At 43.7% G+C, this 18,565-nt stretch carries 30 protein-coding genes; all 30 read left to right on the top strand.

Annotated features, from left to right (window positions below; translation table 11 throughout):
* The first annotated feature begins 29 nt into the window (after positions 1-29).
* The 30 genes from BUF11_RS23070 to BUF11_RS22925 all read left to right on the top strand — a co-directional run bounded on the left by BUF11_RS23070 (position 30) and on the right by BUF11_RS22925 (position 18,556).
* Positions 30-230: a DUF6133 family protein gene (locus BUF11_RS23070; protein ID WP_073591229.1), complete on the top strand. Its 201-nt coding sequence runs from the start codon at positions 30-32 to the stop codon at positions 228-230.
* Between the two features lie 95 nt (positions 231-325).
* Positions 326-649 carry a hypothetical protein gene (locus BUF11_RS23065; protein ID WP_073591228.1) on the top strand — a complete coding sequence of 108 codons (324 nt, stop codon included), beginning with the start codon at positions 326-328 and terminating at the stop codon, positions 647-649.
* A 95-nt stretch (positions 650-744) separates the two neighbouring features.
* Positions 745-1,146, top strand: a complete 402-nt coding sequence (locus BUF11_RS23060; RefSeq protein ID WP_242952446.1) for a zinc-finger-containing protein — start codon at positions 745-747, stop codon at positions 1,144-1,146.
* Positions 1,147-1,209: 63 nt separating this feature from the next.
* Positions 1,210-1,806 carry an RNA polymerase sigma factor gene (locus BUF11_RS23055; RefSeq protein ID WP_073591226.1) on the top strand — a complete coding sequence of 199 codons (597 nt, stop codon included), beginning with the start codon at positions 1,210-1,212 and terminating at the stop codon, positions 1,804-1,806.
* Between the two features lie 54 nt (positions 1,807-1,860).
* The gene (locus tag BUF11_RS23050) at positions 1,861-2,547 is read left to right on the top strand and encodes a hypothetical protein (protein WP_073591225.1); all 687 of its coding nucleotides are present in this window, start codon (positions 1,861-1,863) and stop codon (positions 2,545-2,547) included.
* A 1-nt stretch (position 2,548) separates the two neighbouring features.
* Entirely contained in the window at positions 2,549-3,058 is a 510-nt protein-coding gene (locus BUF11_RS23045; protein WP_073591245.1) for a hypothetical protein, read from the top strand.
* A 196-nt stretch (positions 3,059-3,254) separates the two neighbouring features.
* Entirely contained in the window at positions 3,255-3,764 is a 510-nt protein-coding gene (locus BUF11_RS23040) for a hypothetical protein (RefSeq protein WP_242952445.1), read from the top strand.
* A 258-nt stretch (positions 3,765-4,022) separates the two neighbouring features.
* Positions 4,023-4,445 (top strand): single-stranded DNA-binding protein, encoded by a 423-nt coding sequence (locus tag BUF11_RS23035; RefSeq protein ID WP_073591244.1) that lies wholly within the window; start codon positions 4,023-4,025, stop codon positions 4,443-4,445.
* 103 nt (positions 4,446-4,548) lie between these two features.
* Entirely contained in the window at positions 4,549-5,376 is an 828-nt protein-coding gene (locus BUF11_RS23030; RefSeq protein ID WP_073591223.1) for a hypothetical protein, read from the top strand.
* Positions 5,377-5,411: 35 nt separating this feature from the next.
* Positions 5,412-6,491, top strand: coding sequence for a DUF932 domain-containing protein (locus BUF11_RS23025; RefSeq protein WP_073591222.1), 1,080 nt, complete (start codon positions 5,412-5,414; stop codon positions 6,489-6,491).
* A 43-nt stretch (positions 6,492-6,534) separates the two neighbouring features.
* Complete coding sequence (locus BUF11_RS23020; protein WP_139243495.1) at positions 6,535-7,365, top strand: hypothetical protein; 831 nt, start codon at positions 6,535-6,537, stop codon at positions 7,363-7,365.
* 106 nt (positions 7,366-7,471) lie between these two features.
* Entirely contained in the window at positions 7,472-8,011 is a 540-nt protein-coding gene (locus BUF11_RS23015) for a sigma-70 RNA polymerase sigma factor region 4 domain-containing protein (protein ID WP_073591220.1), read from the top strand.
* A gap of 376 nt (positions 8,012-8,387) precedes the next feature.
* Complete coding sequence (locus BUF11_RS24545; RefSeq protein WP_175562133.1) at positions 8,388-8,528, top strand: hypothetical protein; 141 nt, start codon at positions 8,388-8,390, stop codon at positions 8,526-8,528.
* A complete protein-coding gene (locus BUF11_RS23005) occupies positions 8,518-8,997 on the top strand; it encodes a hypothetical protein (protein ID WP_073591218.1) in 480 nt (159 codons plus the stop codon). The genes BUF11_RS24545 and BUF11_RS23005 overlap by 11 nt, the downstream gene beginning before the upstream one ends.
* Before the next feature lie 14 nt (positions 8,998-9,011).
* On the top strand, positions 9,012-9,419 hold the full coding sequence (locus BUF11_RS23000) for a DUF6809 family protein (RefSeq protein ID WP_073591217.1): 408 nt from the start codon (positions 9,012-9,014) through the stop codon (positions 9,417-9,419).
* 22 nt (positions 9,420-9,441) lie between these two features.
* Entirely contained in the window at positions 9,442-10,410 is a 969-nt protein-coding gene (locus BUF11_RS22995; protein ID WP_073591216.1) for a DUF5688 family protein, read from the top strand.
* Between the two features lie 27 nt (positions 10,411-10,437).
* A complete protein-coding gene (locus tag BUF11_RS22990; RefSeq protein WP_073591215.1) occupies positions 10,438-10,959 on the top strand; it encodes a JAB domain-containing protein in 522 nt (173 codons plus the stop codon).
* A gap of 145 nt (positions 10,960-11,104) precedes the next feature.
* Positions 11,105-11,485 carry a hypothetical protein gene (locus BUF11_RS22985; protein WP_073591214.1) on the top strand — a complete coding sequence of 127 codons (381 nt, stop codon included), beginning with the start codon at positions 11,105-11,107 and terminating at the stop codon, positions 11,483-11,485.
* Positions 11,486-11,627: 142 nt separating this feature from the next.
* The gene (locus BUF11_RS22980) at positions 11,628-12,317 is read left to right on the top strand and encodes a hypothetical protein (protein WP_073591213.1); all 690 of its coding nucleotides are present in this window, start codon (positions 11,628-11,630) and stop codon (positions 12,315-12,317) included.
* Positions 12,318-12,612: 295 nt separating this feature from the next.
* Positions 12,613-13,113, top strand: coding sequence for a DUF3990 domain-containing protein (locus BUF11_RS22975; RefSeq protein WP_073591212.1), 501 nt, complete (start codon positions 12,613-12,615; stop codon positions 13,111-13,113).
* Positions 13,106-13,342, top strand: coding sequence for a hypothetical protein (locus tag BUF11_RS22970; protein ID WP_073591211.1), 237 nt, complete (start codon positions 13,106-13,108; stop codon positions 13,340-13,342). The genes BUF11_RS22975 and BUF11_RS22970 overlap by 8 nt, the downstream gene beginning before the upstream one ends.
* Before the next feature lie 10 nt (positions 13,343-13,352).
* Positions 13,353-13,553, top strand: a complete 201-nt coding sequence (locus BUF11_RS22965; protein WP_073591210.1) for a DUF3791 domain-containing protein — start codon at positions 13,353-13,355, stop codon at positions 13,551-13,553.
* Between the two features lie 83 nt (positions 13,554-13,636).
* A complete protein-coding gene (locus BUF11_RS22960; RefSeq protein WP_073591209.1) occupies positions 13,637-13,945 on the top strand; it encodes a hypothetical protein in 309 nt (102 codons plus the stop codon).
* 280 nt (positions 13,946-14,225) lie between these two features.
* Positions 14,226-14,537, top strand: a complete 312-nt coding sequence (locus tag BUF11_RS22955; RefSeq protein WP_073591243.1) for an ArsR/SmtB family transcription factor — start codon at positions 14,226-14,228, stop codon at positions 14,535-14,537.
* A gap of 97 nt (positions 14,538-14,634) precedes the next feature.
* The gene (gene hgcA / locus BUF11_RS22950; RefSeq protein WP_084558842.1) at positions 14,635-15,741 is read left to right on the top strand and encodes a mercury methylation corrinoid protein HgcA; all 1,107 of its coding nucleotides are present in this window, start codon (positions 14,635-14,637) and stop codon (positions 15,739-15,741) included.
* Positions 15,742-15,752: 11 nt separating this feature from the next.
* Positions 15,753-16,043 carry a mercury methylation ferredoxin HgcB gene (hgcB, locus tag BUF11_RS22945; RefSeq protein WP_073591208.1) on the top strand — a complete coding sequence of 97 codons (291 nt, stop codon included), beginning with the start codon at positions 15,753-15,755 and terminating at the stop codon, positions 16,041-16,043.
* 80 nt (positions 16,044-16,123) lie between these two features.
* On the top strand, positions 16,124-16,498 hold the full coding sequence (gene arsD / locus BUF11_RS22940) for an arsenite efflux transporter metallochaperone ArsD (protein WP_073591207.1): 375 nt from the start codon (positions 16,124-16,126) through the stop codon (positions 16,496-16,498).
* Positions 16,499-16,515: 17 nt separating this feature from the next.
* Positions 16,516-17,607, top strand: a complete 1,092-nt coding sequence (gene arsB / locus BUF11_RS22935; RefSeq protein ID WP_330393933.1) for an ACR3 family arsenite efflux transporter — start codon at positions 16,516-16,518, stop codon at positions 17,605-17,607.
* Positions 17,597-18,004: an arsenate reductase ArsC gene (locus BUF11_RS22930; RefSeq protein ID WP_139243494.1), complete on the top strand. Its 408-nt coding sequence runs from the start codon at positions 17,597-17,599 to the stop codon at positions 18,002-18,004. Before arsB ends, BUF11_RS22930 begins: the two co-directional genes overlap by 11 nt.
* Positions 18,005-18,112: 108 nt before the next feature.
* A complete protein-coding gene (locus BUF11_RS22925) occupies positions 18,113-18,556 on the top strand; it encodes a MarR family winged helix-turn-helix transcriptional regulator (RefSeq protein ID WP_073591205.1) in 444 nt (147 codons plus the stop codon).
* The last annotated feature ends 9 nt before the right edge of the window (positions 18,557-18,565 follow it).

Genomic DNA, 18,565 nt, shown 5'->3' with positions numbered 1-18,565 from the left:
TATCAATGAAAAATTAGGAGGACAAAAATATGAAACGTACTATTCAAAACAGTTACATCAAAGTGAAAATTGCACTTTGCAACCAACGTGGTGATTTTTATATCAGTGATGGTGTCAAGGTCATCATTGCAGTCGTTTTAGGCGCATTGCTTTTAGGTGCCATGACATTGATTTTCAACGATACGATTATCCCTCGTATCACACAGGAAATCAATAAGCTATTTGGTTAAGAATATTGTAGTCAAAGGGGCGGCTGATGTAGAAAATCGGTCGCCCCTTTTATTTTTTTAGAAATTCAAATGTAAGGTAATGAAGGTGAGATGAAATGATAAAACAAAATTCCTTGTACTTTTTTCTTCAAGCAGTAAAGGGCGATTGGAGAAATGCCATCTTTATCGAGTGTGGCACTTGTCCTTATGGATATTCATTGTGCGGTGGCTATCTGCTGGCGATGGACTCAGAGGGACGGCCACTATTGGTCTCTGCAGATGAATTCCGGAAGCAGACCAATGAGGATATACAAAAGGAAGAATGCCGGAGCATATGGAAGCGTTCCGATTTTGAAACTCTTTATTCTCTCTGGCTCATCTGGCAAACAGACTCTGTCAGGGAATGCTCTGTGCTTCAGCTCATTCAGAAACAGACATAGATGGAATCAAAACTTATCGGTGCAGTCTTGCTCAAGCAGCAACGCTGTCGGTTGTATCTGTAAAAATATAGTTAATGTGTACTGGAGGTGATTTTTTGAAACGAAAAGCAATCAAATGTCCGTATTGTGGAGCCCAGGCTTTCTTACGCCCGTCCTCTGCAGTCTATGGTATAAATGCTCGTCCCGGCGAGTCCTTATACGTGTGTTCCAGATATCCGGCCTGTGATTCCTATGTAGGAGCACACCGAAAAAGCCTGCTTCCTATGGGCTCCTTAGCAAATGGCGATTTACGCAACAAACGGATTCAGGCGCACAAAGCCTTTGACCGGCTCTGGCAGAACGGGATTATGGAGAAATGGCAGGCTTACCAGTGGATGCAGGCCAAATTCGGACTAAGCAGCGAACAGGCACACATCGCTAAATTTTCAGAGTATATGTGTGACCAGCTCATCCATGTATGTGACCAGGCTCTTGAAAATAACAGGCTGGCATCTTAATACCAGAGTGTAAGGGTAGTTTGACTATGGACAAAAGTAGGATACGGAAGCGAGGTGTGATTTATGAAAAAGACAGAAATACTCAGTGTAGAGCAGCGGAAACTGGTGGAAAAAAGCATAGGTGTCGTTCGTTGGACTATCTATAAGCATATTCAGGTCAATGAAACAGTATTTGGACTTTCTTATGATGATTTATTTCAGGAAGGCTGTATTTGTTTATGCAAGGCAGCTAAAACTTATGACGGCAAGACTGCTAAATTTGAAACCTATGCCAAGGTGGTCGTGAAAAACGGTCTGCTTAATTACTGCAGAACGATGTGTATGGGACACAAACGGCAGCTTCCCCTGCAGGAACTGGTGGATTCCGGCGAGAGTAGCAGCACTTTTCTGGACTTCCTTTCGGTTGGGGATTTTACGGATGCAGCACTTTCTGATTTAACGGCATTTGATCTGCTGGAATCGGTCAAAGAGGAGTACAGCGGAGTGGCACGTCTGGGGATTGAAGCATTGGAACTAAAAGTGAAAGGATTTTCCGGGAGCGAAATTGCCCGTCTCTACGGTGTTGCGCCAAACCATGTGGGAGCCTGGATTTCCCGGGCATCTGAAAAGCTTCGCAAGAATGACCGTTTTCTCATGACACTTCAACGAAGTCGTTGTTGAAAAATGCCTCCGGTAACCGTATAGAATAAGAAAGTGAATTTAGGAGGTAACGCAATGAATACTCTGTATACAGCCATAGGTAAATTTGTACGCCAGAATAATAACGGGCAGTATTGCCCTGTCATTCTGGTAAAGGATCAGGAGCATTTGGTAGATATTCAAGAAATGATTCTTTGGTCAGGCTTAAGCTGGCGTTTTTTAAGTATGCCGCAAATCAAGTCCGTATATGAGCAGAAATCACGGGAGATAAATTTGCCCACGAACAGAAGCTTTGAACAATGCCTAAATCGGATGCTTCAACGAGGACTGATTGCATCAGGAACCGGAGACGAAGGTGCGGATGCCCTGTATGATTTACTGAATGGGCTTTATCTTATCCCTGTCTGCAGCAGCTTTTTCATAAAAGTAGTATCCTTTTTGAAGTTGACCTTTTTTGATGGAATGCCCCTGCATGTCACAAGAAGAGTATTCCAGACAGAGCCGATGACGGCGGACGAACAAAGAGTAATCGGTCTGGCAAAACAGGCGCTCCTTTCAACCGCGGAAATCATTAAATGTGTGGATCAGAAGGCTTATGACCTGTCTACCAACCAAAAGGTACTGAATATATTGTACGATGATGAATACACCACCTGCGACAACATCGGAAGCCTGGCGAAATATTTTGAAAGCCGACAGCCGGTTATCTTAGCGGTGGCGAATCTGTATCTGCATAAGCAGATCATTCTTGAAAGGATTTGACATGGAAAAAAAGAATACATATAAAAATATTCCGGGGGTCCTGCTGCAAAAAGCACTGTTCACTGTTTTACTTGGACTGGGATTCCTGCTTGTGGGCGTGACGTATTATATTTATGCGAAAGACAGAATATTTTTTGTTTTGAGCGTCCTTATGTTTGTATTCAGCCTAATGCGAAGCGCAGGGCTTTATCGGACGGCAGCAGGAGAAAAATATGAGATCATTGAAGGCACCTGTATCAGTATATCGGTAAAACCTTTCCGAAAGCAAACCAGGGTACGGCTTCTGGATCAGAACGGTGTAGAAACAACCTTGTGCATCGGAAAACAGTCAAAAGTAAAAATTGGATTCCGATACCGTTTTTATTTTAAGCAGAATGGGCAATTAACTCTTGGCAGTGAGTATCTGGATACCGTCCTGTCCACAGATCATTTTCTTGGCTTTGAGGAGTTGAGAGAGTTTTCGGCACAGGATGGAGAGAACACCATCCCGGAACAATCTGTTAAGCAGTAAATTTATAACCAGTTTTGCAGAATTTGAGAAGTGTTCCGTATGTTTATAGAGTATAAAACAGAAGGAGGTATCTCTTATGTACAAACCACATACGATAGAGCAATATAAGGTTTGGCAATTTCTCAAGCAAAACTTTATTATGAATCAGTTCCTGTTATCTCCGGTTTCCCGTTCCGCCCTGATGGTGGAAGATAAAATGGGTGATCGGCTGGTTTTTGAATACCGTAATGGAGAAATCTTGGAGTGTCCGGAGCCAGCGCAAGCAAGTCCGGCAGTAGTAAAGCGTTTTGTGGAGGCCTTTCACAACGATCCTCATCATCCAATGCTTCATACGTTAGATGAAGTGACCCGCTGGTGGCTTACCCATGCAAACCCTTTGAGCCATCAACAGGCTGTGGGGCTTCCAGATGATCTGTACCGCCATTATCTCAGCCATAAGGTTTATGATACCGAAGATGTTTGCCGGATTGTGATTTGCGGCGTGGTAAGTGAGGAAGAATACCTTGGCATACGGCTTTGGTATCGAAACGGCAATACGGCGGATAACTGGCTGGGGCCTTTAGGGGTAGATGGTACTGGAAACCTGTACGGTGTAATCTTTCGATACAGCAAGCCCAACAAGAGGGAATACGTTTTTTATTTACAGGATGACTATTATCGTTACATGAATGGCAAGGGTATCAAAAAAGACCCATGCCGCCCTTGATTGAAATGCTATATATACTGTATATTGCACTTGACACATACAATATATAGTGGTATACTCTCCTTGTAATTGATTTTTGTGCGTAATCCTCCGGGATTTGCAAACCTTTTGGGTTTGTATGGCGAGTGAAGCTCGCATTGCACACGTTGTAAGGTTTGTATATAAGTGTCAGCAGTATAACCGCGTCCGTTTATGGATGGGTTGTTTGCTGGCATTTTTTTATATAGATATTTCAGCCAGCAGGCAGAAAGGAGTATCATGGCACAAGTATTCATTATTGGCCGAGTGACAGCCGACTTTGAACTGCAGATAAGTTCAAACAAAAACAGCTATGTCAGGTTTGGCCTTGCAGAAAACATCGGTTATGGAGAAGCGTCAAAAACGCAGTATTATCAGGTGTGGGCGTGGGAAACCGACGCAAAGCATCTGGTTAAACGTAAGGTAAAGCAAGGCAGCCTGATCTGGGTGTCCGGTTCAATTGAGCTGGAAGAGTATACTCGGCAGGATGGTGAAAGCAAAGACAAACGGCTTAAAGTGAAACTGGACAATTGGGATTACGTGGCCTCCGGTAAAGACAATACCGGAAAGGAAACGGAACCCAAAGAAGCCACCTCCCCGCCCACGGAACATATGCTTCCTGGTGGGGAAATCAACGGAGACAAAGAAAACATGCCGGACTGATGAACAATCCGGTGCAACAGAGGACCTGTTCAGCGTTCTATCAGAGATGAAGAATGCTGTTCAGGTCCTTTTTTTATTTCATTGAAGAGAGGATGGTAAACGAATGAAACACAAAAACACTTTTGGCACAGCCACTTCGTTCCTGCTTGTAGCAGTGCTGGCAATCATGGCCTTTGTCCGGGGCGCGCACCAGATATGGTTTCTGGCCGCAGCCTTTGCAGTTTGGAGTATATGGATGATTGTGGCGGCATTGCTTTCAAACAAGACCGCCATTCAGGCAAGAATCCGTGCATATCGGCAGAAAAAGCGTCGCATTGCAGAAAACAAAAGGACTGCCTTCATACAACCACAGAACCTACAGAATACAGAGAAACCGGATTCTGTAGGTCTGGTGCTGCTAAGGCATGTGAGCTACCGTATTTCTGCCTATCTGAAATCCGCTTATCCGGATGTTACCTGGGAGTGGCAGGAAAAGCATCCGGAAAAGATTATCACAAAAGGGGGCACAACCAGAATCCGTTTGTTCGGTGTTCCTGATTTTAATTTTGCGGAGGTTATGTTTGACCAACATGCGAATATCGACTGCGATATGCTGCGTATCGTACCTCTTGCCAAGCTAAATGTCTCAGAGAGTGAGAGCGAGCCAGCCAGGACACTGCCCCAGCAGCCGGTAGACCCGGCGGTCTGGTATGACCTTCAGGGCAGGCAGGTACTTGAGAATCTGGTTGCCGATTTGAATTCAAGAGGACACAGCAGCCTGGTTATACGTGAAAGCGGAGATATTTGCATCAGACAGGACGATACTGATGTGCAACAGGACAGGTTTAAGAACTTTCCTGCCAAGACTCACTGGTCCGGCATCGCCAAGGTTATGGAAAATGCGGGGCTTGCAGCATCGGTAGAGGAAAACGGCATTGCCGTATCCTGGTAGATGCCTGCGTGATTGAAAAGAAAGGAGTGCATCGAATGAAAGCTGGAATGACCATTGAAGAAATGGCGGCAGAGATCATGAGACAGAGCAAGGCGAAGGAAGATTATATTGTCAATACCTCAAACCTGGAGTTGGTCTCCTATGATTCGGGTGTGGTACTGCGGATGATTGGGGATGAAGGCGTCGATCTGGTGGAGCCTCTTGACATCAACAACATTGCCCACCGGCAAATCGGAGCCCATCTGAATATTCCGGCAAAGTATTATGATCGTATGAAAAGTGATTATCCGAATCTGCTGACTCACAATGTGAACGCATGGCTCCGCAGAGAACCTTCCCAGCGGATGGTGCGGACACTGGACGGCGTTGCCCGTGCTTTTTTAAGCAACCGGTACCGCCGTATTGACAATCTGCAAATTGCTGAGGCTGTCTTACCAATCATCGGAGAAATGCCGGATGCAAGGTTTGAAAGCTGCCAGATTACAGATAGCCGTATGTATCTGAAAGTGGTAAATCCACGGCTGGAAGCTGAGGTTGTTCCGGGCGATATCGTACAGGCTGGAATCGTAATCTCTAACAGTGAAACCGGGCAAGGAGCAGTGTGCATCCAGCCGCTTGTTCTCCGCCTCGTCTGCATGAACGGAATGGTTGTCAATGACGCCCAAACCCGTAGGAATCATGTGGGTCGGGTCAACGCTGCGGATGAAAATTTTCTGCTCTACAGCGATAAAACGCTGGCAGCCGATGACCGTGCTTTTATGCTTAAGATCCAGGACACGGTGCGGGCGGCAGTCGATGAAACAAAATTTCATCAGGTAGTTGGACTGATGCGGAATGCAAAAGGTGCCAGGATGGCAACGGAAGATATTCCCGGTGTTGTGAAGCTTGCCAGCAGCGCATTTGGGATTACTGAGAATGAAAGCGGTGGTGTACTGCAGAAGCTCATCGAATCCAATGATTTGACCCTCTACGGCCTTTCCAATGCGGTTACCAGACATAGTCAGGACATTGAAGATTATGACCGTGCTACCGACCTGGAAGCTATCGGCTATAATCTGCTGACCATAAACCGGCAGCAATGGAATCGTTTAAATCAGGTACAGACAGCAGCCTGATTGTATGGCAATAAACATTTAAAAAATAAGGAGGAATTTTATTATGAGTAGTAATGAAACTTTAATGGAAACCTGTAATTTCAACCTTCCTACGATGGTCGAAGGAGAAGCATTTACCGTTGACGAACTGGCCGATGATATGGATGGCCTGCACCTTAAATTTTTAAGGGTTAAAATCCCTGCAGGTGGTGCCCTTCAATTTGAGATACCTGGCGATGACCCTGAGAATCCGGATTATAAAAAATATCTGGAGGGTGTGATCCTGTTTAATCACGCCTCCTGTGCCTACTGGCTGGACGGGGAAATGGACGATAATACGGCTCCGCTGTGTTCTTCAGTCGATGGAAAAGTTGGCATCGGCGAGCCTGGTGGAACCTGTGCCGTTTGCGCACTGAACCGCTTTGGCAGCGGCGAAAATGGTAAAGGCAAAGCATGCAAGAATATGCGCATCCTTTATCTGCTGCGTGACGGCGAGTATATGCCTTTACAGATAACGCTCCCTCCCACCAGCATCAAACCGTTCAATGATTTTTACAGCGCAGTTTTTGCGGCCCGTCGTCGCGGCACTTGTGGAAGTATTGTACAGATAGGACTGAAGCGTGTTGAAAATGGAACCAATACCTACAGTGTTGCTACCTTCCGTAAGCTGTATGACTTTTCCGGCGAGGAGCTGGCTCAAGTCAAGGCTTATGCAGAGGTGTTTAAGGAGCAGATTAAGATTATGCTCCAGCAGCGGGCTGAGGATGCTGCAAACAGGCCTGACGATGTTTTTGAAGAATGCGAAGGGTATACGATGTCAGGGGATGACAGTTCTTTTGTCATATCCAGCCCTGGTGCAGAAATTGATGGCGACAGGGATGTCCTGCCCGCCTGATTATGAAACCATCACATAGAATAGGCTATGTGATCCACAATTCAAAGGGATACCATCCGGTACTTAGAGTACTGGGGGTATCCCTTTTTTTGGGAGGTAATTAAGAATGAATGGAATAGTTTTAACACCAGAACAGCAGGAATTTGCAGCAGAGTATCATAATCTGATTTATGCTTTTCTTAATAAAAAGAAGCTTCATGAAGATGACTATTATGACATTGTAGTATTTGGATTTTTACATGCAGTTAAGAGATATTTTGAAGAATCTGAACTTCGCAAGTATAGTTTTTCTACAATTGCTTGGCGTAGCATGGACAGTAGCTTGGCTAATTATTATAAGAATTTGAACCGCCAAAAACGGCATTGCTATATCCTTAGTTTGGATTCCATACTGAGCAATGGAGATTTTCTTCCGGTTGAAGAAACCGTAGCTGTTCCTGATTCACAGATGATGCAGCTCGAAACAGAATTGTTGCTCCATGAGCTGGCATCCAGAGTATCCAGAAGGCAGATGAATGTAATCCGTATGAAGGCAGATGGATATGGTGTGAAAGAAATTGCCAGAGAGCAGAAAACCTCTATCAGGGATGTCCGAGAGCTCTTGGAAAGCGTTTACGGAATAGTTCTTGAGGTTTGCTGCCGGTAAGCTAAAAGCAGAGTGCTTTGTTGGAAGAGATTTTGAATTACGGAAAGCGAGGGTAAAGAGCATGAATGAAAGCAAGAAATATGTATTTATTAGTGGAGAAGTAGCCCTTCCCCTAATTATTAACCAAAGCGCAATGATTTATCACAGAAACAGATGTACACGAACCTCTTCGGTTGTGTCAATAATGGAAGTAACTCGGAACCGGATTTTGTTTGAGACGCGGAATTCCATTTACTGCGTTGCACCGGTCCCCGCTTCCGAAATGGCAGTCCAGCCTTCCTATGCTGAGATGGCTTGCGCTTAGTACGCATAAACGGTTTATTCCAGCCACAGGTAATGATAACTACCTGTGGCCTTTTGAATGGAGGAAAACAAAATGAGTCATCAAATAGACATACGCTCCGTCAAACCCTCCGAGTGGCTTGGTTTTCAATGTACCTGCTGCGGGGATTGCTGTCGTCATGTGGAGAATGCCATTATGCTGGAAAGAAGTCAGGAGGGATCAGATGCATTGTAATATTTATCAGATTTATGAAGAACCCCTGGATTGTGAAGACTGGATGGATGCGGACTTTTTGTCAGACTCTCCTCTCTGGGGCACAGTTGCCAACCATATTGATGATGTGAGAGACCGGGGTGCTGTATTGCAAAGCTTTGAGAAGTGGCTGACAGAACATGGACTTGGAACTTTAGCAAATGAAGCCTTTGTACTTTGCGAACATGGCCGCAACGAATATTTTTCAAAGCGTTATCCGGCCTTTCAAAAGGCTGTCTCGGCGCTTTGTAATTTTACATTGCTCCAATTTACGGATGATTTCAACGAGCTCCATGACCGGATAGCTGATTTGGAAAAGACGGTTGCGGACAAGTACGACGCCTACATTTTATGGGGAATGACAGAACTCATGCCAATAGATGAATTCCTAAGAACCGCGAAGACGGATAATCCCTATTATATAGGCGGAATTTGCAGCTACCAATTTTAAAGGAGGGAAGAAGAATGAATTTTTATGAAACAAATGCCGGACACCGGTTTTTTGAGCATCAGTTGCCGTTGCTGATTACATCGCTACAGGATATTGCTAAAGCGCTGCAGAAAACTCCAATGGGGGTACAGCTTCCGGTAGAAGTGCCGCCAGATTTTCTTAAAGACTTGTATTATGGCAGATACGACCAGGAAGCAGAAAAAAATATGGGGAAAATCAAAGAACACACCCATGACATCATAGAATGCCAGAAGCGTCTGAAAGAACAGGTAACCCCGCAGCTCTGGGAGCAAATCGAAGAATATCGGCATGCGCTGGACAATTTATACTACTTAGATGCAGAAGAGAGCTTTGTGTCTGGATTCCAAACGGCTATGAAGATGGTAATCGCTGGACTATCAAGTTCGCTGCAAAGTGAATGATTGTTAAAGGAGGGATAAGAATATGATGAATTATGAAGAATTTAAAAAGGTAGTGGCAGAGAGAATATTGGACTATATATTAACAGAAGGTTGGAGTTATAAAGCGGAGATCAGACCGGTAACCAAGGTCAATTGCACCTTCGACGGATTAAATCTGGTACCACCAACCATGCTGCCACCGACTATCAGTATGGACGGTCTGTACGAATATTACAAAAAGTGCAATAGCCTGGAAGTGGTACTGAGAAAGGCAGCAGAGATTATAAAAAAAGGATATGAGCAGATGTCGGATATATCATTCTATCCGATTCTTGATCGGGTAAAGAATCATATCATAATGCAGCTAATAAACACAGAACAAAACAAAGAATTGTTGGAGCATCTTCCCCATCGAAAGATGAAGGATTTGTCTATTATCTACCGTTGGCTGGTGGATGTGGATCGAGAAGGTATTGCAAGTGCCATGATAAGTTACAATCTGCTTAAAAGACTTGATATGAGCGAGAAACAGCTATTTTCCTTGGCTAAGGTAAATACCTTGCGATTATTCCCACCAGTAATCCGTTCCATGCATGAGATTGTTGAGGATATGTTTTGGAACGATGAAGAAAAGGAGGAAATGATAGGCATGGTAACCACTGAAAGCAACCAGGATAAAGCCATGTATGTGATTACCAATCAAAGAGGGCTTCATGGTGCTATACTCATGGCGTATGATGAGGTATTGCAGCAGGTGGCTGAAAAGATGCACTCTGATTTTTATATTCTTCCGTCTTCGGTGCATGAGCTCATTGCAGTATCGGCTCATATGTGTGATCCAAATGAGTTAGCCCGTATGGTATACGAAGTTAATCAAAGCCAGGTGGCGCTTAATGAAAGGCTCTCCTACCAGGTTTATCATTATGATAAGGATTTAAGAAAGTTGAGCTTTGCTACAGATACCCCGTACACAAGATTGGATGGAACTACTGCATACAGATTCTTTTTGTAGTAAGTAAATACAGAAAGGAGGACAGGTATGCCAAGAAAGAATCCATTTAAACTTAACGTAGTTTCCATCCGGCTTGTAAAGGATGCCCCAATTTATTCAGAGCGCCCTATAAAAACTCCGTTGGATGCTGTGGATGTGATAGGCAGTCGGCTTTGTGAAATGGATCGGGAAGTATTGTGTGTTATTAATCTCAAAACAGATGGTACACCGATTAACTGCCATATTGTAAGCGTAGGGACATTAAACGAGACAATCGCATCGCCAAGAGAGATGTTTAAAACAAGCATTTTGTCGAATGCTGCCAATATCATACTTCTACATTGTCACCCTTCCGGTTCCTTAAAACCATCTTCAGAGGATTTTAAATTAACGGATAGAATGATTAAGCTCTGTGGTTTAATGGGAATTCCTTTGCTGGATCATATCATTGTGGGAGGAAGTAACAGCAGATATTTCAGTTTTAGGGATAACGAAATATTGTTTAACCCGAATTATGCAAGCAGCAATGATTACCAGACGCTGGATTTCGGAGCTACTATTGCAATATAAAAGGCTATGTTAAATTAACGTGAAGTGATACGGCTATAACCTGATAAGAGTAACAGAAGATTGGAAGGAACGTGAGCCGAGTGCTGCGTTCCTTCTCTTTTGTAATGCCGCAACTATAAAAAATATAGAATGTGAGGTATTTATTATGTATAGTGAAAATTGTGTTATAACTCAAACAAGCGATACGGTTGGAAGGGCTTATTTGGCCGTATTTGGTTTTCATGCAGAATACACTTCTTTTTTGGAGGGTAATCCGCTGTCTATTGCCAGTTTTATTGGCAGTCAAGAACTGTCTTCTATAGTGACGATTGAAAAAGACGATGAAGCTCCTTTTTTATATACGGTCGGCTACCGCGTAAAAAAATGCACGGATGACGCCCAATGCCCCAGGATTAAAAAGTATTTGAGATATATCCGGCGTGTTGTCAGGAAAAAAGGAGAGTCCTTGACCTATGAAGAAGCGGAGCAGATACTGAAAAAACGCTTCAAGGAATTAAGTCATTACCCCAGTCAAGCCAGTATATAGATTGGCGAAATAGGAAGGAAAGGTATTGTGAGAGGACAAAGCAGGATCAACAATATACATTGCTTTTACTTTGAAAGTATGTTATTATAAATGTATAATAATTAAGATTTTGTCATATAATAATTACAAAGGTGGTGAGAAAATGGAACAGGCAGGCTATGGACAATATATAGCGGATAATATCCGCAGCTTCCCTTTCGGCGTTCCGATCTATACAGACGAAATTGCCCGCGATGTGGCAGGACAATTCCGAATAGAGCTTGACCAGGCAAAAATACTTGTCAATGTGAATCTGAAACGTATTGCGGATAATAATGGCCTGGAACGTTATCAAAAAGGAATCTATTATAAAGCGCAGGAAACACCATTTGGGAAAACAAAATTGAATACCGCGCAGGTTATGAGGGATATGTATCTGGTCAGAGACGGACAGAGGATTGGATATGAAACGGGTCACTCTTTCTTTAATCGGATTGGACTTACCACGCAGCTGCCGAAGTACAAAACGTATGCCACCAATGCATTCAGGCAAAAGGGCAACCGTGTGGAGGAAAAGCTGGGAGTTATTCTGCGCAGGCCGCAGGCTGAGGTTACGAATGAAAACTATCACTATTTACAGTTCCTTGATGTGATTGAAAATAGGGAGAAGATAGCAGTGGATGCTCTGGAACCGGAGCAAACTCTTTTGGAGTATATACGGCAAAATGAGCTGGATTATTTCAGACTGGCAGGCTATGCCAGCCAATACTATCGGAAGGAGGTACTGTTGCGGCTCGGAGAGCTTGCTGCTGGGGCATTGATAGAAACTACATACAGACCTGAAGGCATTTGAAGCGCTGCCGCTGAATGTTGCGGAACGGACTGGAATCCGTGTAGTTGTATAGGGAAATGCCCTATAGCTAGCTTGTTTTTTTGAGTTATGTTGGGTATAATGTAAAAAATAGAATTGCCGGCAAATCTCATTGCTTCCACTGGGAACTCTGTGAAGATGGAGATGTGGGGAATGCGTGTATTATTATCTGTCGTATCGTGATGGAGGAAAGGGTTGTTGCTTAAAATATTGGTAAGGATGAGAGAAAGATAACCGGGAACTTACCATTGCCAATAGAATATTGGAGGAAAAAGATATGATTATCTACCATGGAAGTACTGTGGTCGTGGAAAAACCAAAGATTTTCCAAAGCGAACGTTTTTTAGATTTTGGGTCAGGCTTTTACACAACAACGAACGAAGAACAAGCAACCCGGTGGGCATTCAGAGTAGCAGCCCGCAGAAAGACTGAGACACAGTATATATCTGTTTATGAGTTTGACTATGAGTGTGCAAAAAAGGAACTGAAGATAATCCATTTCGACCAGCCGGATGAGGTATGGCTGAATTTCATTTGCGCCTGCCGTAGCGGAAAACCCACGGGAGAAGAATATGACCTTGTGTTTGGACCGGTTGCGGACGATAACGTTTATGCAACGGTGCAATTGTTTGAACTGGGGGTGCTGGATAAAGAGGAAACGGTAAAGCGGCTAAAAGTAGAGAAACTTTATAACCAGGTGTTGTTTCATACCGAAAAAGCGCTAAACCTGTGTACTTTTAAGAAATTCATTGTATTGGAGGGTGAGAAGGATGGATAAAGATAAATTTTCCGCTATTTTGCCTATGATAACAGCAGCTGTAACGGATAAGATTGCTGCGACATACCACTTGGATGAAGATGCAGCGATTGAGATGCTATACTCAACACAGCTGTATTCATTTCTTGAAGACGAGCATACAAAGGTATGGCAGTATAGTGCAGATAAAATATTTGATCTGTATCGAAAGGAAATAGAGACGGGAGAATTGGAACTACCCGACTATTGAGGTGAAGCGTATGAGCCAGACATTACAATTTAAAGTGTTCTGTATTGAGCAGTACAAAAATAAGCATAACATGACCGGAGCCGAAACAATGAAGCGATTCAAGGAATACGGCGTATTTAATTATTTGGGGTCATTCTTTGATGTACTGCACTCCACAGGAGCAAAGTACATCGTTGAAGATATTGATATGTTTATCGCCGCAAGGCAATAGATTTTATAAGTACTAAGAAACGGAAGCCTTGAAGCAGGGCTTCCGTTTCTTAGTTTTATTATTTAAGACAGGATTATTTTGATGTGGCAAAGCATCTGCATGATATATCTATTTTGCTGAAACACGCCAAAATTCAGACGATGTGTTCCAATCAGGAACGGCTGGAAAAAATGGTTGGCTACAAGCGGAAAGAGGAGCAAATCCGTATCGGTAGCGAGCTGGCCGAAAAGCCCCTCCGAGAATTTAGTTTCTTTGAGACAGGGCGACATAATGAATATCTGATAAAAGAGTTTTTCAAAATGCAGGATATTTATGTGTTTAATAAAGAGCATATTTTATCCGAAGAGGATTTAGCGCGGAGTATTGGTGAGCTTTCACAATATTTCCAGTAGCCTAACTTCTCGGTAAGTCTGCAGCAGAAGTCTTAGAATGAAATAAGCCAAGCCGTGCGATTCTTGCATGCGCTTGGCTTATTTCATTTAGAGTATAAAATACAAAAAATATGTATAGTGTGATGTGCTTTTTGATTTAAAAGAAGCGAGATGAAGGGGATAATGCCCATATAAAATGGTGAATAAATTATTATTTAAAAATATCTCCCTTCAGATTGACAAAACTTGATTTGATACATATAATGGTCATATAAAAAAAAATTGATGTGAGGTGAGGGACATAGAAACCGAGTACGAAAAAAACGCCAGGGTATTTAAGGCGTTTTGTGATGAAAAGCGTCTTGCAATCCTGGAACTTTTACGCAGTGGTGAAAAGTGTGCCTGCGTCTTGATCGATCAGATGGACATAGGCCAATCTTCCCTGTCCTATCACATGAAGATCTTATGCGAATCCGGTATTGTAGAAAGCCGACAGGAAGGCAAATGGACTCACTACCGTTTAAGCGAATCCGGCAGCAAATATGCAGGAGAGCTTTTGATGAAGATCACCACTCCTTATGCAGAACAGCAGCCTAACGAGTGTTGTAATTAAGAAGGCCATCTCAAGGATGGCTTTTCTTCGATACAACATATCAATTTTTTTTGATATGTTGTGTTAAGCAAATTACTTATTTTTAGGAGGCAATATAATGGAACAAAACGAAAGTCAAACAAACAATGAGTGCTCCTGTTCCTCCGGCTGCTGCGGCGAAACTCAGAGCCAACCCATTCCGAAAGCTCCCTACATAAAGGGGCTTAATGTAACAATGGCCGGGGTGGTGCCTCGTGTCGCCACAGAGCTTTCCGCAAGAGACATTTTGGGTGCCTGGAAGGTTCGCTGGGGAATCGGGCGTATGAATTATAAGGTATCTCCCGGTCTTTACAGTGTCGGAAAACCGGATGAGAACTCACCCGTGCTTGTTACCGCAAACTATAAACTGACCTTCGACAGCCTTCGGAAAGAGCTCACCGACCTAAATCTTTGGATTCTCGTTCTCGACACAAAGGGTGTTAATGTCTGGTGCGCGGCAGGTAAAGGTACTTTTGGTACGGATGAGCTTATACGGCGTGTTAGCGTGGTACGGCTTTCTGAGGTTGTAAGGCACAGAACGCTGATACTTCCCCAACTCGGAGCAACAGGCATTGCCGCGCACAAGGTTGCAAAAGGGAGCGGATTTCATGTTGTGTATGGTCCGGTGCAAGCCCAAGATATCAAAGAATTTCTCGATGCCGGTATGAAGGCAACACAGGAAATGCGAGAAGTCCAGTTCACATTTGCAGACAGGGTTGTCCTTACTCCCGTTGACTTTGTTCAATGGATGAAGCCATTACTGATCTTTTTCGGAGTACTCTTTATCCTGAATGCACTTGGACTAGGACGCTTTGGAGCGACAGCGCTTCTGGCTTTTCTCGGCTCAGTCGTTGTCGGGTGCGTTCTGACCCCCACCCTTCTTCCGTGGATACCGGGACGCGCCTTTGCTTTTAAGGGTGCTTTCGCCGGACTTTTGTGGGCTGCAGCCGTCATTCTTTTCGTAGGAAATGCTTCACTGACAGGAGTACTGGAATCTTTGTCTTATTTGCTTTTGCTTCCATCTATTTCGTCTTATACGGCCATGAATTTCACGGGCAGTTCCACCTATACCTCTCCTTCGGGAGTCAATAAAGAAATGCAAATAGCTATCCCCATCATGCTTCTTGCGACTGTTTGCGGCATGATATTTTTCGTAATAAGTAATGTTATAAAAACTATTCTGTGAGGTGGTGTATGATGAAACATAAGTACTTAAAAAATGTAGCGACACTGCAACTCAATAAAGAAAAGTGCGTCGGATGTGGTAGGTGCAAGGACGTTTGTCCACATGGCGTATTTGTACTGGATGGAGGAAAAACGCAAATTGTTGACCTGGACAGTTGCATGGAATGCGGAGCCTGCCTGAAAAATTGTGCATTTTCAGCAATAACTGTTTCACCCGGTGTCGGGTGCGCTTCAGCCATTATTAAAGGACTGCTTACCGGCTCCGAGCCATCCTGTGACTGTTCTGGCGGCGAATGCTGCTAAAATTGTTCAAATACAATCAATGCTGAAATACATGTAACCTGCCTACTAATAATATTAAATCTTGAAGGAGTTGTTTTATCATGAGTAAAATTGAAATTTTTGAACCTCCGATGTGCTGTTCCACAGGTGTTTGCGGTTCGTCTGCCGATCCTGAGCTTTTAAGAATTGCAGAGCTGTTGGAAAATCTAAAAAAAGAAGGAATTGAGGTTGCCCGGTACAATCTGTCCTCCGACCCCAAGGCATTCATGCAAAGCGAGGGAATCAGCAATGCCTTAAATCAACGTGGAGCGGATGTCTTACCGATAACCGTGGTTGACGGCAGGATTATTAAGTCGGAAGGCTATCCGACCAACGAAGAAGTTGTCCACCTGCTTGGTATATCCTCGGATGCAATTCAACCTGCTGTCAAAGTTCAGGTCAACAAATGCAGTTGCAGTTCAAAAGGCTGCTGTTAAAAAGGGGGATGAAACAATTGGAAAAAACAGGTGGAAAACTATCTTTTTTAGACCGTTTCCTAACGTTATGGATTTTTCTCGCTATGGCGGTCGGCGTTGTGGTCGGCAACTTTTTCCCGTCCGCCGCAAACACAATAAACAGTCTCAGCACGGGTACCATCTCATGGCCGATTGCGGTCGGATTGATTCTGATGATGTACCCACCGCTCATCAAGGTAAAATACGAGGAAATCGGCAAGGTGACTAATAATAAGCGGGTATTCAGTTTTTCACTCTTACAGAACTGGATTATCGGGCCGATTTTGATGTTTCTGCTTGCTATCATTTTTTTACCGGATAAGCCGGAATATGCCGCGGGCATTATCATCATCGGCCTTGCTCGGTGCATCGCTATGGTGATCATCTGGAACACTCTTGCCAAGGGGGACAATGAGTATTGTGCTGCATTGGTTGCACTCAATGCGTTCTTTCAGATTCTGTTTTACTCGGTTTACATCTGGCTGTTCCTCACGATAATCCCCAACACTTTGCACCTGTCCTGGGGTGGCGAAACGGTTCATGTTTCTATTTGGGAGGTAGCAGAAAGTGTACTGATCTATTTAGGTATTCCTTTTGTTGCCGGAATTGTCACACGCTTTTCCGTCATCCGTATCAAGGGCAGGGAATGGCTTAATAAATCATTTATTCCGAAAATCTCACCGCTTGCCCTGATCGCACTACTCTACACGATCATCATCATGTTTGTGATCAAAGGGCATCTGATTGTACAATTGCCACTGGATGTTGTACGGATTGCAATTCCGCTGCTGATTTACTTTGTGTTGATGTTTGCTATCAGCTTTTTTATTTCCTACAAGAGCGGATTTCATTATGAACAGACCACAACGCTATCCTTTACCGCAGCCAGTAACAACTTCGAGCTTGCTATCGCCGTGTCCGTAGCTGTATTTGGAATCAGTTCTGGTCAGGCGTTTGCCGCTGTCATTGGTCCCCTGATTGAGGTTCCGGTGATGATTCTGCTGGTTCGGCTGGCCTTGTATCTCAAAGGAAAGTATTTTGATACGCATGACGTACCAATAAATAAAAGGGGGTATCAAAATGAACATTAAGCCGAAGGTCGCGTTCATCTGCACCCATAATTCCTGCCGTTCACAAATGGCGGAAGCCATCAGCAAGGTTTTTGCTGTTGACGCTTTTGAGGCATTTTCCGCAGGAACAGAAATCAAAAAGATGATTAATCCGGATGCAATAGATGTGATTAAAAAGCTCTACGGTGTAGACATGGCCCAGAGCCAGCGTCCCAAGCTGCTGTCGGAAATACCACCTGTCGACATTGTGGTAACTATGGGGTGTGGTGTACAATGTCCGTATCTCCCCTGTAAACATCGGGAGGACTGGGGGCTTGAAGACCCGACAGATAAAGCCGAAGAGGATTTTATTCAAACAGCTAAGGTTATCGAGGGTAAAATTAAAGACTTGGAGCGCAGAATTCCAAACTTAAAATAACTGGAATAAAACGGTTGACACTTGGCATAAAGGTCAACCGTTTCTAATTATAAATTACTTGCATTATGCAACTGTTTCATGATACAATATTTGCAGGAGGCAGATACTATGATTGAAACATTTAGCCAAATACAACTACGTGAGTTAATCCGTCAGCTTGAACGAAAACTCGGTGTTCTGCAGGAAAGCCAGCAGTCATGCTGTGGCAAAATTTCAATGGCCCAATGTCATGCGCTTGTGGAGGTAGGGCGTGCCGAAAAAATATCCCTGAATGATCTGGCAGAAAAACTAAACCTTGATAGCAGTACGATGAGCCGAACGGTTAATAAACTGGTTGCGCAAAATCTCGTGAAAAGGGACATCGACCCATCTGACCGAAGGTATGTTACCATATCTCTTACAGATAGCGGCGAAGGACATTTTCATTCCATTGAATCAGACTGGAATACTTATTTTCTAAAAGTCCATGAAACTATTCCCGTGTCCAAGCAGGAACAGGTTCTTGAAAGTCTTCAGATACTAATTGATGCTTTAACAAAAAACCAAGAGTAACAGGAGAAA

It is taken from the genome of Anaerocolumna xylanovorans DSM 12503, assembly GCF_900143645.1.
GTDB lineage: Bacteria > Bacillota > Clostridia > Lachnospirales > Lachnospiraceae > Anaerocolumna > Anaerocolumna xylanovorans.
Note: the sequence above shows the minus strand (reverse complement) of the source record. Positions and strands in the feature narration are given on the sequence as shown.

Bases quoted from the DNA above. Each gene is read 5' to 3' on its own strand.
- BUF11_RS23070 (WP_073591229.1), top strand. From the start codon at position 30: ATGAAACGTACTATTCAAAACAGTTACATCAAAGTGAAAATTGCACTT.
- BUF11_RS23065 (WP_073591228.1), top strand. From the start codon at position 326: ATGATAAAACAAAATTCCTTGTACTTTTTTCTTCAAGCAGTAAAGGGC.
- BUF11_RS23055 (WP_073591226.1), top strand. From the start codon at position 1,210: ATGAAAAAGACAGAAATACTCAGTGTAGAGCAGCGGAAACTGGTGGAA.
- BUF11_RS23050 (WP_073591225.1), top strand. From the start codon at position 1,861: ATGAATACTCTGTATACAGCCATAGGTAAATTTGTACGCCAGAATAAT.
- BUF11_RS23045 (WP_073591245.1), top strand. From the start codon at position 2,549: ATGGAAAAAAAGAATACATATAAAAATATTCCGGGGGTCCTGCTGCAA.
- BUF11_RS23040 (WP_242952445.1), top strand. From the start codon at position 3,255: ATGGGTGATCGGCTGGTTTTTGAATACCGTAATGGAGAAATCTTGGAG.
- BUF11_RS23035 (WP_073591244.1), top strand. From the start codon at position 4,023: ATGGCACAAGTATTCATTATTGGCCGAGTGACAGCCGACTTTGAACTG.
- BUF11_RS23030 (WP_073591223.1), top strand. From the start codon at position 4,549: ATGAAACACAAAAACACTTTTGGCACAGCCACTTCGTTCCTGCTTGTA.
- BUF11_RS23025 (WP_073591222.1), top strand. From the start codon at position 5,412: ATGAAAGCTGGAATGACCATTGAAGAAATGGCGGCAGAGATCATGAGA.
- BUF11_RS23020 (WP_139243495.1), top strand. From the start codon at position 6,535: ATGAGTAGTAATGAAACTTTAATGGAAACCTGTAATTTCAACCTTCCT.
- BUF11_RS23015 (WP_073591220.1), top strand. From the start codon at position 7,472: ATGAATGGAATAGTTTTAACACCAGAACAGCAGGAATTTGCAGCAGAG.
- BUF11_RS24545 (WP_175562133.1), top strand. From the start codon at position 8,388: ATGAGTCATCAAATAGACATACGCTCCGTCAAACCCTCCGAGTGGCTT.
- BUF11_RS23005 (WP_073591218.1), top strand. From the start codon at position 8,518: ATGCATTGTAATATTTATCAGATTTATGAAGAACCCCTGGATTGTGAA.
- BUF11_RS23000 (WP_073591217.1), top strand. From the start codon at position 9,012: ATGAATTTTTATGAAACAAATGCCGGACACCGGTTTTTTGAGCATCAG.
- BUF11_RS22995 (WP_073591216.1), top strand. From the start codon at position 9,442: ATGATGAATTATGAAGAATTTAAAAAGGTAGTGGCAGAGAGAATATTG.
- BUF11_RS22990 (WP_073591215.1), top strand. From the start codon at position 10,438: ATGCCAAGAAAGAATCCATTTAAACTTAACGTAGTTTCCATCCGGCTT.
- BUF11_RS22985 (WP_073591214.1), top strand. From the start codon at position 11,105: ATGTATAGTGAAAATTGTGTTATAACTCAAACAAGCGATACGGTTGGA.
- BUF11_RS22980 (WP_073591213.1), top strand. From the start codon at position 11,628: ATGGAACAGGCAGGCTATGGACAATATATAGCGGATAATATCCGCAGC.
- BUF11_RS22975 (WP_073591212.1), top strand. From the start codon at position 12,613: ATGATTATCTACCATGGAAGTACTGTGGTCGTGGAAAAACCAAAGATT.
- BUF11_RS22970 (WP_073591211.1), top strand. From the start codon at position 13,106: ATGGATAAAGATAAATTTTCCGCTATTTTGCCTATGATAACAGCAGCT.
- BUF11_RS22965 (WP_073591210.1), top strand. From the start codon at position 13,353: ATGAGCCAGACATTACAATTTAAAGTGTTCTGTATTGAGCAGTACAAA.
- hgcA (WP_084558842.1), top strand. From the start codon at position 14,635: ATGGAACAAAACGAAAGTCAAACAAACAATGAGTGCTCCTGTTCCTCC.
- hgcB (WP_073591208.1), top strand. From the start codon at position 15,753: ATGAAACATAAGTACTTAAAAAATGTAGCGACACTGCAACTCAATAAA.
- arsD (WP_073591207.1), top strand. From the start codon at position 16,124: ATGAGTAAAATTGAAATTTTTGAACCTCCGATGTGCTGTTCCACAGGT.
- BUF11_RS22930 (WP_139243494.1), top strand. From the start codon at position 17,597: ATGAACATTAAGCCGAAGGTCGCGTTCATCTGCACCCATAATTCCTGC.
- BUF11_RS22925 (WP_073591205.1), top strand. From the start codon at position 18,113: ATGATTGAAACATTTAGCCAAATACAACTACGTGAGTTAATCCGTCAG.